The 15,610-nt window shown below is 67.0% G+C and carries 14 protein-coding genes; 2 read left to right on the top strand and 12 right to left on the bottom strand.

Annotated features, from left to right (window positions below; all coding sequences use genetic code 11):
* Positions 1-6 precede the first annotated feature (6 nt).
* Entirely contained in the window at positions 7-657 is a 651-nt protein-coding gene (locus tag DQG17_RS08580) for a 2-dehydro-3-deoxy-6-phosphogalactonate aldolase (RefSeq protein WP_116132279.1), read from the bottom strand.
* A 240-nt stretch (positions 658-897) separates the two neighbouring features.
* Between DQG17_RS08580 and DQG17_RS08575 the strand changes: the two genes are divergently transcribed.
* Positions 898-1,686, top strand: a complete 789-nt coding sequence (locus tag DQG17_RS08575) for a TIM barrel protein (RefSeq protein WP_116132278.1) — start codon at positions 898-900, stop codon at positions 1,684-1,686.
* Between the two features lie 76 nt (positions 1,687-1,762).
* Here the strand turns inward: DQG17_RS08575 and DQG17_RS08570 are convergent, their stop codons facing one another.
* From DQG17_RS08570 to DQG17_RS08540, 7 genes are all read right to left on the bottom strand, one after another.
* Positions 1,763-3,760, bottom strand: coding sequence for a CocE/NonD family hydrolase (locus DQG17_RS08570; protein ID WP_116132277.1), 1,998 nt, complete (start codon positions 3,758-3,760; stop codon positions 1,763-1,765).
* A 32-nt stretch (positions 3,761-3,792) separates the two neighbouring features.
* Positions 3,793-5,109 (bottom strand): MFS transporter, encoded by a 1,317-nt coding sequence (locus DQG17_RS08565; RefSeq protein WP_232829365.1) that lies wholly within the window; start codon positions 5,107-5,109, stop codon positions 3,793-3,795.
* A 98-nt stretch (positions 5,110-5,207) separates the two neighbouring features.
* Positions 5,208-6,770 carry an ABC transporter substrate-binding protein gene (locus tag DQG17_RS08560; RefSeq protein WP_116132275.1) on the bottom strand — a complete coding sequence of 521 codons (1,563 nt, stop codon included), beginning with the start codon at positions 6,768-6,770 and terminating at the stop codon, positions 5,208-5,210.
* Between the two features lies 1 nt (position 6,771).
* Positions 6,772-7,821 (bottom strand): ABC transporter ATP-binding protein, encoded by a 1,050-nt coding sequence (locus tag DQG17_RS08555; RefSeq protein ID WP_116132274.1) that lies wholly within the window; start codon positions 7,819-7,821, stop codon positions 6,772-6,774.
* Positions 7,818-8,786 (bottom strand): ABC transporter ATP-binding protein, encoded by a 969-nt coding sequence (locus DQG17_RS08550; RefSeq protein WP_116132273.1) that lies wholly within the window; start codon positions 8,784-8,786, stop codon positions 7,818-7,820. Before DQG17_RS08550 ends, DQG17_RS08555 begins: the two co-directional genes overlap by 4 nt.
* Positions 8,783-9,676, bottom strand: a complete 894-nt coding sequence (locus tag DQG17_RS08545) for an ABC transporter permease (protein WP_116132272.1) — start codon at positions 9,674-9,676, stop codon at positions 8,783-8,785. The genes DQG17_RS08550 and DQG17_RS08545 overlap by 4 nt, the downstream gene beginning before the upstream one ends.
* 2 nt (positions 9,677-9,678) lie before the next feature.
* Positions 9,679-10,623, bottom strand: coding sequence for an ABC transporter permease (locus tag DQG17_RS08540; RefSeq protein WP_116132271.1), 945 nt, complete (start codon positions 10,621-10,623; stop codon positions 9,679-9,681).
* Positions 10,624-10,783: 160 nt separating this feature from the next.
* On the opposite strand from DQG17_RS08540, the gene DQG17_RS08535 reads away from it, so the two are divergent.
* On the top strand, positions 10,784-11,545 hold the full coding sequence (locus tag DQG17_RS08535) for a GntR family transcriptional regulator (protein WP_232829364.1): 762 nt from the start codon (positions 10,784-10,786) through the stop codon (positions 11,543-11,545).
* Positions 11,546-11,607: 62 nt separating this feature from the next.
* Here the strand turns inward: DQG17_RS08535 and hypE are convergent, their stop codons facing one another.
* The 4 genes from hypE to DQG17_RS08515 are packed head-to-tail and all read right to left on the bottom strand — an operon-like array spanning position 11,608 to position 15,580.
* Positions 11,608-12,648 carry a hydrogenase expression/formation protein HypE gene (gene hypE / locus DQG17_RS08530; RefSeq protein ID WP_198666055.1) on the bottom strand — a complete coding sequence of 347 codons (1,041 nt, stop codon included), beginning with the start codon at positions 12,646-12,648 and terminating at the stop codon, positions 11,608-11,610.
* On the bottom strand, positions 12,645-13,799 hold the full coding sequence (hypD, locus tag DQG17_RS08525; RefSeq protein WP_116132269.1) for a hydrogenase formation protein HypD: 1,155 nt from the start codon (positions 13,797-13,799) through the stop codon (positions 12,645-12,647). Before hypD ends, hypE begins: the two co-directional genes overlap by 4 nt.
* Complete coding sequence (locus DQG17_RS08520) at positions 13,796-14,086, bottom strand: HypC/HybG/HupF family hydrogenase formation chaperone (RefSeq protein ID WP_116132268.1); 291 nt, start codon at positions 14,084-14,086, stop codon at positions 13,796-13,798. The genes hypD and DQG17_RS08520 overlap by 4 nt, the downstream gene beginning before the upstream one ends.
* Positions 14,087-15,580 carry a sigma-54 dependent transcriptional regulator gene (locus tag DQG17_RS08515; protein WP_116132267.1) on the bottom strand — a complete coding sequence of 498 codons (1,494 nt, stop codon included), beginning with the start codon at positions 15,578-15,580 and terminating at the stop codon, positions 14,087-14,089. It abuts the gene before it with no gap.
* Positions 15,581-15,610: the final 30 nt, after the last annotated feature.

Below are 15,610 nucleotides of genomic sequence, written 5' to 3'. Positions count from 1 at the left end.
GCCCGCTCAGGCCCGCGCCGCGACGATCCTGCGAAATTCGGTGACCAGCGCCTGCGCCAGTTCCCCGATTTCCGCCACCGGCCTGCCAACCTTGTAGAGGGTCGAGCCAAAGCCGAATCCCGCCGCGCCCTTTGCCATGAACGCCGCCATGTTCGAGCGATCGACGCCACCGACCGGCAAGAGCCGGGTGCCATGGGGCAGGACGGCGCCGATATCGGACAGATAGTCCGGGCCGAGGCGCCCGGCGGGGAAGATCTTGACCGCGTGCGCCCCAGCATCGAGTGCGGCAAAGCATTCCGTCGGTGTCATCGCGCCGGGAAAGGCGATCATGCCGCGCGCACGCGCAGCCCCGATCACAGCGGCGTTCACGTTGGGCGACACCATCAGACGGCCGCCGGCATCGGCAAGGCGGACAATATCGTCCGGACTCAGAACGGTGCCGGCGCCCACGAGGATCTCGTCGGGCAGCCGGGCCGCCAGCCGGGAAATCGACGTGAAGGCATCGGGCGAGTTGAGCGGCACTTCGATAAAGCGAAAGCCTGCCTCGATCAGGCAATCGGCGACGGCCTCGACTTCGGCCGGGGCGATGCCGCGAAGGATCGCAACCAGCGGCATGTCGGCAAAGGCCTGCGCATAGGTTTCTTGCAGATCGGCCATTTTACGGGTTCCCTTCGGCTTCGGATGGTCACGCGGCGCGGGCGCACCGCTCGATTTTCGCTTGTCCGGCCGCGATGGCAGCATTCGGCAAGGGAGCCCGACAATCGCTGTGGACTTCCTAGGCTCCTTCCGCGAGTGTGTCAAATAATGACGTATATGACCACATAGTGAGACATTTAAAATTGCATTGCTGCGTCTCGACCCGCAGGACAGGATTGCACCCAGAATGAGGACACCCGAATGACCCGGTTTTCAGCTTGTATTGACCTGCTCTTCGCGCATCCGGGCGAGACCCATGCCGACCGCATCCGCCGTGCCGCCGAGGCCGGATTCGACGCGGTGGAATTCTGGCTCTGGTCCGACAAGCCGGTGGAGGAGATGGCGCGGCAGGCGCGCGACAGCGGTGTGTCCATTGCCGGGTTCGTTGCCGAGCCGATGATCTGGCTGACCGACCGGCGCAACCATCAGGCGTGGTGCGACGGCCTTGCCCGGTCGGTTGAAACGGCCAACAGGTTCGGGGCGCCGGTGCTGATCGTCCAGGCGGGCAACCTGCTGCCGGATGTGTCGCACGAAGATCAGGCCTCCGCGCTGACCGACGCGCTTTCGGCCGGGGCCGATGTCGTCGCGGGCAGCGGTGTGGTGCTGGGGCTCGAGCCGCTCAACACGCGGGTCGATCATGTGGGATATTTCCTCGATGCGACGACAGAGGCGCTCGATATCGTTGACGCGGTGGCGCGGCCCGAGGTCGGCATCCTGTTCGATCTCTATCACTCTGCGGTGATGGACGAAGCGGTCGAAACGGTTTTGGCGGGCCGGGTCGACCGCGTGGTTCACGCCCATGTCGCCGATCACCCGGGCCGCAATGAGCCGGGCTCAGGCCGGGTCGGGCTGGAACGCGGCCTGCGGTGGATGCTGGAAAACGGCTACAAGGGCCGGATCGGGCTGGAATACAAACCGGCAACGCCGGGCGATGCCGCCGTTACCGCCGTGCGAGAGCGTCTTGCAAGCGCCCTCGCGGATCTTCTCTGACGCCCGCCCGGCGCTGGTTGGCCGGGCGATGGCCTCCCCCGCAACGGACGCAGCGCGCCGATGCGGGGGACTTCGATCAATAGTCGAAGTGATGCTTCCAGGTGCGGGTGAACACCTGTTCGTCGCCCTCGAAAGCCTCATAGCTTGAATCGAGTACCATCTTGCCCTGCTCCCAATAGACCAGCGACGAGGTTTCGAGCCGGACCGACCATCCCTCGCGATCATATCGCTGGATGCTGTGGAACCGCGCCCGGGCCGAGGCGCCGTCGCCCGGGTCGATGGCATAGGCATGGCCGCCTTCGCCCCCCATGGTCTGCCCGTCCAGAACCCAGGTCGCCCGCTTGCTGCGCGAGATCAGCTCGACCCGCCCGCTGGCAAGATCCCAGGTCACGTCGCGGCTGATCTGGCCGGGGACCAGCACCTCGGAGGGCACGGGACAGGCATGGATCGGCGGGCCGAACTCCGGCTGGTCATGGATCGCCTCGGGCGGCATGCCGGGCAGCAGCAGCGACATGCTGCCGGGGTGGATCGTCACCGCGTTCTGCGCGGGCTCCGGCCAGGCCATTGGCCAGTAGCTGGTCGAGATCGCCAGCCGGATCCGGCATCCGGGGGCAAACTCATGCGCCACACCCTTCAGCGGTATCTCGACCTCGAAGGCCTCGCCCGCCGCGACCCCCTCGGGCCGTTTCAGCCGCCGCAGGGTATAGCTGACCCGGGCGGAGGTGCCGTCGGGCGCAACCTCGTTCAGGCGCAGCACCAGCAGGGCGCGCGGCCCCTCGAACGACAGCCGCAGCGCGAGACGCGGCATCCCGACCAGAAAGACCGGTTCGGTCAGCGGTGCGGTCTCGAAACACAGCGACATGCCATCGTCGGCGCGGGCATCGGCGGCGAACTCCGGCCCGTTGCCGCCACCGTCGAGCGGGCACCATTCGCCCCCCCAGGTGCCGAGTGTCAGCGGGCTGTCGACCACGATGGTGTCCTCGGTCGCGCCGCGCGCCGGGGCAAGCCGGCGGTCGTCGGGATAGAGTACCTGTTCCGGCGCGGTGGGTGGCCAGGCGGGCAGGCCGATCCAGCGGCCCTCGATCTCGGGGTTGCGGGTGTCGGGCTTTGGATCCTTGCCGAGCCAGAGCGTCAGCATCGGCTCATTCATGATGCCGGTGTCTTCGTCCATCAGCCAGTGGCGCCACCACCGCATGCATTCCTGCAGAAACCCGATCTTGGGTCCGGGCTGGCCCCAGGTCGGGTACATGTGGGTCCATGGCCCGATCAGCGCCCTGCGGGGGACGCTGAGGTTTTCCATCAGCCGCAGGATCGGATCGGTGTAGCCATCGACCCAACCGCCGACCGCCCAGACCGGGCATGCGATGTCGTCATAGTTTTCGCAGACCGAGCCATGCTTCCAGAAGGCATCGCGCTCCATGTGCGACATCCAGGTGGCAAGGGGCGGGGTCTCGATCCCCTCCAGCCGGTTCATCCAGATCTCGCGCCAGCGCGCGCCCACGTGTTCGGGATCGGCCGGGCGGCCAAGCTGTGCAAACAGTCCCGCGCCCCACTGCATTCCGTCGCTCAGCAGCGTGCCACCCATGAAATGCACATCGTCGGTATAGCGGTTGTCGGTCGAACAGGCGGTGATGATCGCCTTCAGCGCGGGCGGCCGGCGGGCGGCGATCTGCAGCCCGGCAAAGCCGCCCCACGAGATCCCGATCAAGCCCACATTGCCGTTGCACCAGTCCTGCGCGGCGAACCAGGCGATGACCTCGCAGGCATCGTCCTGTTCCTGCTTGAGGTATTCGTCGTGCAAAAGCCCTTCGGAATTGCCCGATCCGCGCAGGTCGACCCGGGCGGCGGCGATGCCGGATTCTGCGAAATACCCGTGCATCATGCTGTCGGCGAGCGCTGTGCCGTCGGACTGACGATAGGGGATCCATTCGAGGACCAGCGGCACCTTGTCGGCAAGCGGCGTCTCGGGCAGCCACAGCCGCCCGGTCAGGACCGTCCCGTCCGACATCGGAATTGTGATCTGCCGGAAGGGCGCCGGTGCGTCGCCTGTGACGCTGACCGAATAGTTCTGCATGATGGGTCTCCTCGTTCTTCGCGGGGCCAGGCTCAGGGCGCCGGCGGAATGCTGTGGGCCGCGTTGGCGGCGTTGCGTTCGGGGGTTTCGGAACCCGGGTCGGTATAGAAATCGCCCGGGGTTCGGGCACGGTGGGCGGCGGCGGCAAGTGCTGTTGCCGAACAGATCGCGCCGCCGATGACAAAGACCGCTGGCATGCCGATGCGGCCAGCCAGCCAGCCTGCGATCAGCGAGCCGATGGGAACGGTGCCGAGCATCATCATGGAATAAAGCGCCATCACCCGGCCGCGGTATCCCGGCGGCGCGAAATGCTGCAGCATGGTGTTGGAGGCAAGGTTCTGCGACAGGATTGCAAAACCCATCGGCAGTGCCAGCAAGGCGGTCAGCCAGATCTGGCGCGACAGGCCCATCCCGATCAGCAGCAGGCCGAGCAGGAAGGCCGACCAGACCGGCCAGATCCGCATCTGGTCGAGCCGGTCGCCGAAGGTCAGCGTCAAGCCCGCGGCCACGGCACCGATGCCCGTGATGCTCATCAACAGGCCGGCAAGTCCGGCATCCGCCCCCAGCATGTCGCCCGCCAGCACCGGCAGGAACGAGAAATAGGGCACCGAGGTGAAACTGCAGATGCCGACGAGCACGAGGATGCGTGCCGCCTCGGAATGGCCGCGCACGAAGTTCAGCCCGCTGCGCATGTCGTCGAAAAACCGGCCGCGGCTGATCGGTTCGGCGCGCGGCAGGCGCATGGTGGCGACAACATAGATCGGGGCAAGGAACGAGATCGCCTTGAGCAGCATGGCCCAGCCCTCGCCCAGCGAGGCCGCGACCACGCCGCCGACCGCCGGGCCGATCAGCCGTGCCGAGTTGAACAGCAGCGAGTTCAGCGCCAGCGCGTTGCGCAGATCCCCCGGCGGCACAAGCTCGGCCACCAGCGCCTGACGGGTCGGGCTGTCGAAGGCCTGGATGATGCCGATCATCGGCGTCAGCAACAGCAGCAGCCCGATGGTCGCCTTGCCAAGGATCGCCACCACGGCAAGCGTGGTGACGAGGCCGAAGTTGAGGCACAGCAGAACCAGCAACAGCCGGCGCCGGTCGAGCCGGTCGACCAGCGTGCCGGTGATCGGCCCGAGAAGGAAGGTCGGCCCGAGATCGCAGACCGCCAGAACCCCAAGCATCAAGGGCGAGGCGCTGAGCTTCCACATCAGCCAGCCGAGCGCGATGGAATGGATCCAGTTGCCCACGACCAGCGGGATCTGCGCCAGGAAATAGCGCCGATAGGCCGGTTCGCGCAGGGCACGAAAGGCCCGCTGCCAGCGCGCGGCGGCCGGCAACTGCCCGAGAGGGATGGACACGTCTGGAACACTCCTGCCGATGCCGGTGGCACCGGGTGGTTTCTGTCAAGGGATGAAGGCCCGGGCGGCGCAAATGGCCCCGCCCGGGTTTACAGGGGTCAGGCGCCGGTGAAATCGCGCAGCAGCGCCCACTGGGCATCGGCGCTATAGGCCGGGGTCACCTTCGGGCCTGCCACCCAGGCGTTGACTCCGTGATAAAGGAAGACATAGGCGCCGGTCTCTTCCAGGGCATCCTGCAACTCGATGTACATCTGGTTGCGGACGGCCGGGTCGGTCTCCTCTGCGGCGGCGGCGTTCTTGGCGTCCCAGTCCTCGGAACAGGTGCGCTGGAAGTTCCAGACACCGACCTGCGAACAGGTGAACCATTCGGTGACCCAGCTCGGGTCGGGCGCGGTGGTGAAGGTGGTGAAGAACAGCTCGACCTCTTTGTAGCTGCCGCCGGCATTGTCCTGTTGCTGGGCTGTCAGGGTTGCACTGTCCATCGAACGGATCTGCAGCGTGATGCCAACGGCGGCCAACTGGGCCTGGATCACCTGCGCCGCGATCATCAGGTCGGGATCGGCCCCGAAGGAGAGCGTCAGCGTCAGCCCTTCGGCCCCCGCCTCGGCCAGCAGCGCCTTGGTCGCCGCGGGATCGAACGGATAAAGATCGGCGTCGCGCGCGCCCAGCAGCGGCGGCGGCACCAAGCCAAAGGCCGGGGTGACGGCACCGCCGAAGGTTGCCTCGACCACCTCCTGCACGTCGATCGCCTGCTGGATCGCCCGGCGCACCCGGATATCGCTCAGCGTCTCGTTCTCGACGTTCATGCCAAGCCAGGTGTAGGCCAGGGCCGGCTTGACCACGAGCTTGTCGGCGGCGGGGTTGCGCACCGGGATCGAATTGACCGCGATCTGCGTCACGTCCAGATCGCCCGCGTCAAAGGCGGTCTCGGCCGAGGTCAGATCGGCGATCGGCAGAAGCTGGATCTCGTCATAATAGGGCACAGGGCCGGTCCAGCCCGGATTGCGGGTCAGCCGGATCATTTCGCGCGGACGCCATTCGGCCAGCTGGTAGGGGCCCGAACAGGCCAGCGGATCGGTGCCGATCACCGCTTCGCCCGAGCCTTCGAGCGCGGCCTTGCTGAGGATCAGCCCCGAGGCGTGCGGCATGGTCGAGGTGAAAAGCGGCGCGAAGGGACGGCTGAGGTGGATGATGCCGGAGTATTTCCCGGTCACCTCGACTTCGGCCAGTGCGCCCCAGTCCGAGCCATAGACGGCGTCGACCGCCGGATCGAGGAAGCGTTCGTACGAGAATTTCACGTCCTCGGCGGTCAGTTCGCCATAACCGCCGGTGAACATGATGCCGGGTCGAAGGGTGAATGCGATGTTCAGCGGATCGCTGTCATCGAGGCTTTCGGCGGCATCGAGTTCGATGGCCCACTTTTCGCCCGGGGCATAGCGCACGAGGCCCGAGAAGATCGCGAACATCACCGTCTCGTCGTACCAGCCGCCGCGGGTCGCCGGATCGAGGCGGCGGATATCGCCATCGTTGCGGATGCGCAGGACGCGCGCCTCCTGCGAGATGACGGCGCCCGCGCCGAGAAGACTGCTTGCCGAAAGCGCCAGGCCGCCGGCGCCGAGCCGGCGCATCAGATCGCGCCGATTGATCCTGAATTCCGTCACTTCAGATCTCCGTTTTGAGTATTCGGGTGGTGGTCGAATTGTTGGCCTCTGTGGCCGGGGCAGGGCCTGTCGCTGCGGCCTGCACCTCGGCGGCCCGGTGGCAGGTCACCAGATGATCGGCGCCGGCGAGGCTGTGGGACGGTGCCGTGGTGCGGCAGTGGTCGGTCGCGAGCGGACAGCGGGTATGAAACTCGCACCCCGCCGGCCGGGCGCGTAGGCTCGGCACTTCACCGGCAATGTCCGCGCTTGTGCCATCTGCCCGGTCCCGCGTGCGCAGCAGGGCGCGGGTATAGGGATGGGCCGGGCGCGCGAAGATCGCGGCCGTCGGGCCGGTTTCGACGATCCGCCCGAGGTACATGATCGCGATCCGGTCGGTGACATGGCGCGCCACGGCGAGGTTGTGGGTGATCATCAGAAAGCTGACGCGCAGCCGCTGCTGCAGGTCGTTCAAAAGGTTCAGAAGTTCGCCCTGCACTGACAGGTCGAGCCCGGCTGTGGGTTCGTCGGCGATCACAAGCGGCGGGTCGAGCGCCAGCGCGCGCGCCACCGTCACCCGCCGCGCCTGTCCACCCGAAACCTCGTGCGGAAAACGGTTGGCGAAATCGGCCGACAGCCCGACCTGCGCGAGCAGTTCGATAGCCCGTGCAGTGCGGTCGCGGCCGAGCTGACCGGTGATCGCCAGCGGTTCGGTCACCGACTGGCCCAGCCGCATCCGCGGGTCGAGCGCTGCGACCGGATCCTGAAACATCAGCCCGACGCTGCGCCGCATCCGCGCCCACGTCTGCCCGCCGCTGAGCGAGGTGACGTCCTTGCCGATCCGGATCGTCCCGCCCGAAATCGGTGCCAGCCCGACCGCGGCCCGCCCCAGCGTGGTCTTGCCGCTGCCGCTCTCGCCGATCAGACCCAGCGTCTCGCCCGGCGCGATGCGCAGGCTGGTGCCGGGCAGGATAGTGATATCGCGCGGCCCGCCGGTGAGCCGGTCGAAGACTGTCCCGGCGGGATAGCGCACGACGAGGTCGTTGATCTCCAGAAGGGGTGTCGCCTCGGTCATGCTGTCCCCATCAGATGGCAGGCTGCGCTGTGGCCGGGTCCGGCCGCACTCGGGCGCGGGGACCGTTGTGAACAGACGGGCAGGGCGGCGGTGCAGCGCGGGGCAAAGACGCAGCCGGGCGGCAGGTTGCCGGGCGCCGGCACTGTGCCCGGAATGGTCGGCAGAAGGCGTGTCGGCGTCTCGATGCCCGCCGGGTCGCAGGCCAGCAGTGCCTTGGTATAAGGATGCCGGGGATCGCCAAGGACGGTTCCGACGGGTCCTGTTTCGACCACCTGGCCGGCATAGAGCACCGCGACCCTGTCACAGAGCCTTCGCACCACGCTCATGTCGTGGGTGATGAAGACGACGGCGCCGTCGATCGCCTGCCGCGCATTCCGGATCAGCCCGATGATCTGGTCCTCGGTCGTGGCATCGAGCGCGGTTGTCGGCTCGTCCGCGATCAGCAGCCGCGGATTTACCAGCAGGGCCGCGGCAATCGCAACGCGCTGACGGATCCCGCCCGACAGCTGGTGCGGATATTGCCGCATCCGCGCTTCGGGGTCCGACAGACCGACCTGCGCCAGCATCTCGGCGGCGCGGCGCCAGCGTTCGGCGCGGCTGCGGTCGGTCTGCCAGTGCTGGAATTCGACCAGTTGCCGGCCGATCCGGACGACGGGGTTGAGCGAGGTGAAGGGATCCTGCGCGATGGTCGCGATGGCGGTGCCGCGCAGCCGGCGGCGGTCGCTGGCGGCAAGGCCCGTCAGGTCGCTGCCCTCGAAGCGCACCGTGCCATCGACCCGGCCGCCGCTTGGCAACAGTCCGGTGATCGCGGTGGCAAGGCTCGATTTGCCCGATCCGCTTTCGCCGACCAGTCCCAGCGTTTCGCCGCGACCGATCTCGAGCGTCACGTCACGCACGGCCGGAACCATGGTGCGGCCCTTTCGATAAAGGACGCTGACCGATTCAAGCGAGAGAACCGCGCTCATCGCCTGTCCCCCGCGCCGCGCGGGTCGAGCGCATCGCGCAGCGCCTCGCCGAAGAAGGTGAAGGCGATGGTGGCCAGCACGATCGGCGCCCCTGCGGTCAGCGCGATATGCGGCGCCTGTCGCAGATAGGCATAGCCCTCGGACAACATCGTGCCCCAGCTTGCATTCGGGGGCTGCACCCCCTGACCCAGGAAACTGAGGCCGGATTCAATGCCGATCACCGCCGGGATATCCATCGCGATCAGCACAAGGATCGGCCCGATCAGGTTGGGCAGCAGGTGTGTCATCGACTGGCGCAGCCACGAGGCGCCCATGGCCTGTGCCGCGACGACATAGTCGGCATTGCGCAGCACCAGAACCTGATTGCGCACGACCCGGAAATATCCCGGCGCCATCGACAAGGTGATGATGACGCCGAGCGTGACCATCGAGGGCCCATAGATTGACACCAGTGCCAGCGCGAACAGGATCAGCGGCAGCGCCTTGAGCGAGTCGTTCAGCAGCACCAGCAGGCTGTCGATCCATTTCGGCCCCAGCCCCGACACCATGCCAAGGCACATACCCACCAGAAACGCCCCGCCGGTGCCCGCAAGTGCCACCTGCAGCGCCGTGCGCGTGCCGAATATCAGACGGCTGAGAACGTCGCGGCCAAGCTGGTCGGTGCCCAGCCAATGGACGGCGCTGGGCGGTTGCATCCGGTCGCGCGGCGCAATTGCGATGGGATCGAACGGCGCGACCAGCGGTGCAAAGATCGCCACCGCAAAAAGCAGCAGGATGAAGCCAAGCGAGATTGCCCCGGCAGGGCTGCTTGCAAGGCGGCGCAGGATCGCGCCGGACTGGCCCAGCGACGGGCGGCGGCTGCGGGGTACGGCGAGGCTCGCGTCGGTCATGGCTATCCTTCCTCGACGATGCGCGGGTCAAGCAGCGCGATTGCGGTGTCGGTCAGAAAATTCGCGGTGACGTAAAGCGCGGTCGTCACCACGACCGAGCCGAACAGCACCGGGAAGTTCCGGCTGACCACCGCGTCATAGGCGAGCGAGCCAAGGCCCGGGCGCGAGAACACCACCTCGACCAGCACCGCCCCCGACAGCAGGTTGCCCATGCCGACGCCCAGCACCGACAACACCGGCACGACGGCGATGGGCAGCACGAAGCGCAGCGCGATGCGCAGGTTCGACACCCCGAAGGCGCGGTAGGTCTTGACATGGTTCTCGCCCAGCACCTCGAGCATCGAGACCCGGACCAGCCGGGCGATATAGCCCACCCAGGCAATGCCGACGGCCAGCGCCGGCAGCACCAGATGCCTGACCTGATCGCCGAAATCGCCGGGCTCGCCCGCCCCGATCGCCGGGAACCAGCCCAGCGTGACCGAAAACAGCATCAGCCCGTAGATCGCCATCAGGAAGGACGGCAGCGCCACCACACTGGTCGAGATGACGCCGACCACACGGTCGATCCAGCTGTTGGGGTTGAGCGCCGACACGACGCCGAGCGGCAGGCCGAGCGCAACCGCCCAGCCAAGCCCGACCAGGGCCAGAAGCACCGTGCGCGGCAGCGCCGCCAGCACCAGATCCGCGACTGGGCGCTGGCTGAGAATATCGGTCCCCATGTCGCCGCGCAGCATCAGCCCGATATAGCGGACGGCCTGAACGACCAGGGGATCGTCGAGCCCCATGCGTTCGCGGAACAGCAGCTTCTGCGCCTCGCTCGCCCGCGGCCCAAGCGCGATGGTCGCCGGATCGCCGGGCACCGCATAGATCAGCAGGAACAGGATCAGCAGCGCCAGACAGAGCACGAGCAGCGCCAGAACGAAGCGTCGGACGAGATAACTGCCCATGTATACGCGGCTCCCTGTTATAAAATTCCAAGATACTTCTTGTGATATACTTAGAGATATATTGGAAAATCTCCGCACGTGTTTTATGAATCCTTGGCGGGTGCAGACGGAGAGATGCAGCACATTGCCGAAAAAACTGACAAGTTGGGGGGAGCTTGACGTGATAGATGGCAATCCGGGCGCAAGCAGGTTCTTTCATCTCGATTCGACCGAAGACTGCGCGCCTCGAAAACCGGAGTCGCTGACCGATCAGGCCTATGCCGCGATCCGTCAGCGTATCGTGACCTGCAAGCTGCTGCCCGGGACGACGTTCATCGAGGCCGACCTGTCCGAACAGCTCGGGATGAGCAAGACGCCGGTGCGCGAAGCGTTGTTGCGCCTGCAGGTCGAAGGTCTGGTTCAGGCGATCCCGCGGCGCGGCTATACCGTCAGGCCGATCCATGTCGCCGACATCAACGACGCCTTTGATTTCAGGCTGGTCATCGAAGGTGCCAGCGCCGAACGGGCCGCCACCCGCGCGACCGACGCGGAAATTGCCGCGCTCCGCGAGCTTGCAGAATTCTCGTCATCGGAACACGACGCGATCCCCGGGGATGATTTCGAGGCAGTGTCTCGGCAGGGGCTGATCAACAACGTCTTTCATGAATCGGTGGCAATCGCGGCGCGCAGCCACCGGCTGCATCTGGCGCTCGTCCAGGCCATTCGCGAATACGACCGGCTGTTCTACCTCGAATGGTCGGCCCCCGCCGGCTATCCCCGCGATCACAAGGATCATCGCGAGGTCGTTCGGGTCCTTGCCTTGCGCGAGCCCGCGCTGGCGCGGGAGGCGATGACGGCCCATATCGAAGGTGCGCGCGGGTCGCTGCTGTCGGCGCTTGCCTCGTCGTCCAATCCGCTGCTTGGCGCATTGACGCGGATCTGAGCGCGGCACGGGCGGCGTGGCATCAAAGCCGCGCCACGATCCGCCGGGACGGTTGCGTCCGCTCAGCAGATGCGCGGCAATTGTTCGCCAACCAGCATGTCGACGATCCGCGCGCCGCCAAAGGCGCTGCGCAGCGTTACCCTTCCGGCGATCCCGGCATGGGCATGACCGATTGCCACCGCCTCCCGCCCGGCCGGGGTGGCGCGCATTGCAGAGAGCGCGGCAGCCGCCTGATCCTCTGGCACAAACAGCACCAGCGTGCCTTCGTTCGCAAGATAAAGCGGGTCGAGGCCGAGGATCTCGCACATCCCGCGCACTTCGGCACGCAGGGGCAGGGCGGTCTCGTCCAGCTCGACCGCCACGCCCGCGGCCTCGGCCATTTCGTTCAGCGCCGAGGCGATGCCGCCGCGGGTCGCGTCACGCGCCGCGCGCACGCCGGGGGCTGCCGCCAGCACCGCCTCCATCAGATGCCCGAGCCCCTGACAATCCGACCGGATATCCGCCGACAACGCCATGTCGCCGCGCGCTGTCAGGATCGCCGTGCCGTGATCGCCGAGCAACCCGTTGACCAGCACCACATCGCCGGGACGGATCGCGTCGGCCCGCAGGTCGCGTCCGGGCGGGATCACCCCGATGCCGGCGGTGGTGATGAAGACCTTGTCGGCACAGCCGCGGCCGACAACCTTGGTGTCGCCGGTGACGATCCGCACTCCGGCCGCGCGCGCCTCGGCCTTCATCGAGGCCACAAGCCGTTCCAGCAGGGCAATTTCCGTGCCTTCCTCGATAATGAAGGCGGCCGACAGCCACAGCGGCCGCGCGCCGCCGACCGCAAGGTCGTTGACGGTGCCGCAGACCGCGAGCGTGCCGATGTCGCCGCCCGGAAATTCGACCGGATCGACCACGAAGCTGTCGGTGGTAAAGGCGAGCCTTGCGCCGGGCTGGGCGAGGGCCGCATCGGTCAGGCGCGCCTGATCCTCCATCGAGGCCGGCTCGAAGGCGCTGGTAAAGACGGTTTCGATCAACTCGCGCATCGCCTTGCCGCCGCCGCCATGGGCAAGGGTGATGCGGGTGTCGCGCATCCGCGGCCGGGTCGGGGCGTTCATTCGGCGGGCTCCTGAACCTGGCTCGCCGCGCGGGCGCCGCCATACTGGTAATAGGCCGCGCAGGCGCCTTCGGAGGAGACCATGAGCGCGCCCAAAGGCATCTCGGGCGTGCAGCCAAGGCCGAACTGCGGGCAGGCCACGGGCTTGATCCGTCCGGTCATCACCTGCCCGCAGGCGCAGCCCTCCGGTTCGGCCACCGCGCGCGGACCCGCGCCATAGCCGATGGCGAACTTCACCTCGGCGTCGAAGGCACGATAGGCATCGCGGATGCGCAGCCCGCTGGCGTCGATCTCGCCAAGGCCGCGCCATTCGAAACTTGGCCGCGGTTCATAGACATCGGCGATGGCCGCAAGCGACACCGGGTTGCCATGTTCGGGCACCACACGGGCATACTGGTTTTCCACCTCTGCCCGGCCGTCGCGGATCTGCTCCAGCACCATCAGCACGGATTGCAGCAGGTCGAGCGGCTCGAACCCCGCCACAACGATCGGCTTGCCATAGTCCCGGGCGATGAAATCATAGGGATGCGTGCCGATCACCATCGAGACATGGCCGGGGCCGACAAACCCGTCGAGCATCATGTGCGGGTCCTCCAGCAGCACCCGGATCGGCGGCGGCACGGTGATGTGGTTGCAAAAGACGGTGAAGTTGCCCAGCCCCTCGCGCGCGGCCTGCCGGATGGTCAGCGCGGTCGACGGTGTCGTCGTCTCGAACCCGAGGCCGAAGAACACGACCTCGCGGTCCGGATTGCGCCGCGCCAGTTCCAATGCGTCGAGCGGGGAATAGACCATGCGGACATCGGCACCCTCGGCCTTGGCCTGGATCAGCGATTTGCGGGTGCCCGGCACCCGCATGGCGTCGCCGAAGGTGGTAAAGATCACCTCGGACCGTTCGGCCAGCAGGACGCATTCGTCGACCCGGCTCCGCGGCAGCACGCAGACCGGGCAGCCGGGACCGTGGATGAACTCGACCCCCTCATGGATCAGCCGGTCGAGACCGTATCGAAAAATCGCGTGGGTATGTCCGCCACAGATCTCCATGATGTGCACGGGCTTTGCCCTTGTCGCACCGATGGCATCGGCGGTGGCGGCGATGCGGGACAGCAGCGACTTCGCGGCCTGCGGATCGCGGAATTCCTCGACATATCTCATGCCCGTCCCTCCAGCGCCGCGGCGCCGGCCGCCATGGCCTCCAGCGCCTCCTGTGCCTCGCCCAGTTCGCGCAGCGCCTCGAGTGTCCGCGCGGCCTCGTCCTCGTCGATCCGGCTCATGGCAAAGCCCACGTGGATCAGCACCCAGGTTCCGATCAACGTCTCAAGCGGGCCATCGGCGACGCAGACCACCGAAACCTCGCGGCGCACGCCCGAAACCTCGGCCATGGCCATCTGCCGGTCCTCGTCGACGATCCCCACGATCTGTCCAGGTATTCCCAGGCACATCTAGCGTTCCTCCTCGTCTTCGGCGGTGTCATCGGCGGCGACGGAATGCGGCGACACCACGCCATAGCGGTCGAGCTTTGCCCGCAGCCCGACCCGGCTCAGCCCCAGTTCGGCGGCAGCCCGGCTCTTGTTCCATTTCAGCCGGGTCAGGGTTTCGCGCAGGATGCGCTTCTCGATCAGTTCGACCCGGTCGCGCAGGGTGCCCTCGCCGGCCAGAACCGCCTCGGCACTGCGGTCCATGCTGGCCTCGCCCGGGTCGGCCTGCAGGATGTGGCGCGAGATCAGTTCGGGCCCGAGCGTGCTGGATTGCGCAAAGATCAGCATTCTCGTCACCTCGTTGCGAAGCTCGCGCAGGTTGCCGGGCCAGTCATAGTTTTCGAGAAACTCCAACGCCGTATCGGAAAACCCCAGCACCGGTTTGCCATGTTCGCTGGAAAGCTCGTAAAGCAGATGCTGCGCCAGAACGGCGACATCGCCGGGCCGGGCGCGCAGGGGCGGCAGCGACAGTTCGGCAGTCGACAGGGCATAGAGCAGATCGGCGCGGAACCGGCCGTCGGCGACCTCGGCCCGCAGGTCGCGGTTGCTGCCGGTCAGCAGGCGCACATTGGTGGTCTGTTCGTCATGCGCCCCGAGCGGCCGATAAACGCCCTGCGCCGCCACCCGCAACAGGCAAAGCTGCATCGCGGGCGAGAGCGTTTCGATCCCGTTCAGGAACAGGGTGCCGCGGTCGGCCTTCTGGAGCAGCCCGATCCGGTTCGTGGGCGCGCCGGGCAGCGCCCCGCGCCGGGCGCCGAACAGCTCGATCTGCAACTGATCGTCGGGCGCGCCGACGCAGTTCAGCGCATGGAACGGCTGATCCGAGCGCAGCGATCCATAATGGATCGCCCGCGCCAGCGCCGTCTTGCCGGTGCCCGGTTCGCCCGTCAGCAGCAGCGGCACATCGAAACTGGCGAACTGGCGTGCCTGCGCGATCAGGGCATTCATCGGCGAATTGGGCGCCCGCAGCACGTTCTCGAACCCGAGGCCCTCGCGCAGCTCCTTGCGCCGCCATTCGAGCTTTGATTCTGCGGTCCGGCTGAGCAGCCGCATTTCCAGCGACATCCGGTCGTGTTCGCGCGCCAGACGGAACAGATCGGCGGCATTCTTTGCGGCCATCAGCAGCGCATCGGGATGCCAGGGCTTGGTCAGGAACTGATAGATCCCCGCATCGTTGATCGCGGCGATCATGTCCGAGGTTTCGGTGTAGCCGGTAATGATGATCCGGACCGTCTCGGGCCAGCGCTCCCTCACTTCCGACAGGAACGCGACGCCCGATCGTCCGGGCATCCGCTGGTCGCAGAAGATCACCTGAACGTCCTGCTGTTCCATCAGCGCCACCGCCGGCTCGGCGCCGATTGCGCAAAGGCATTCGAAATCGTCCTCGAGCGCCATGCGCATGGCGGCGAGCGAATGTTCCTCGTCATCGACCAGCAGGACGGTGGGCAGCGCGGTCATTGCGGGCGCGCTCCGAACCGCTTTGCGGCC

Source organism: Tropicimonas sp. IMCC34043 (assembly GCF_003390845.1).
Lineage (GTDB): Bacteria > Pseudomonadota > Alphaproteobacteria > Rhodobacterales > Rhodobacteraceae > Tropicimonas.
Note: the sequence above shows the minus strand (reverse complement) of the source record. Positions and strands in the feature narration are given on the sequence as shown.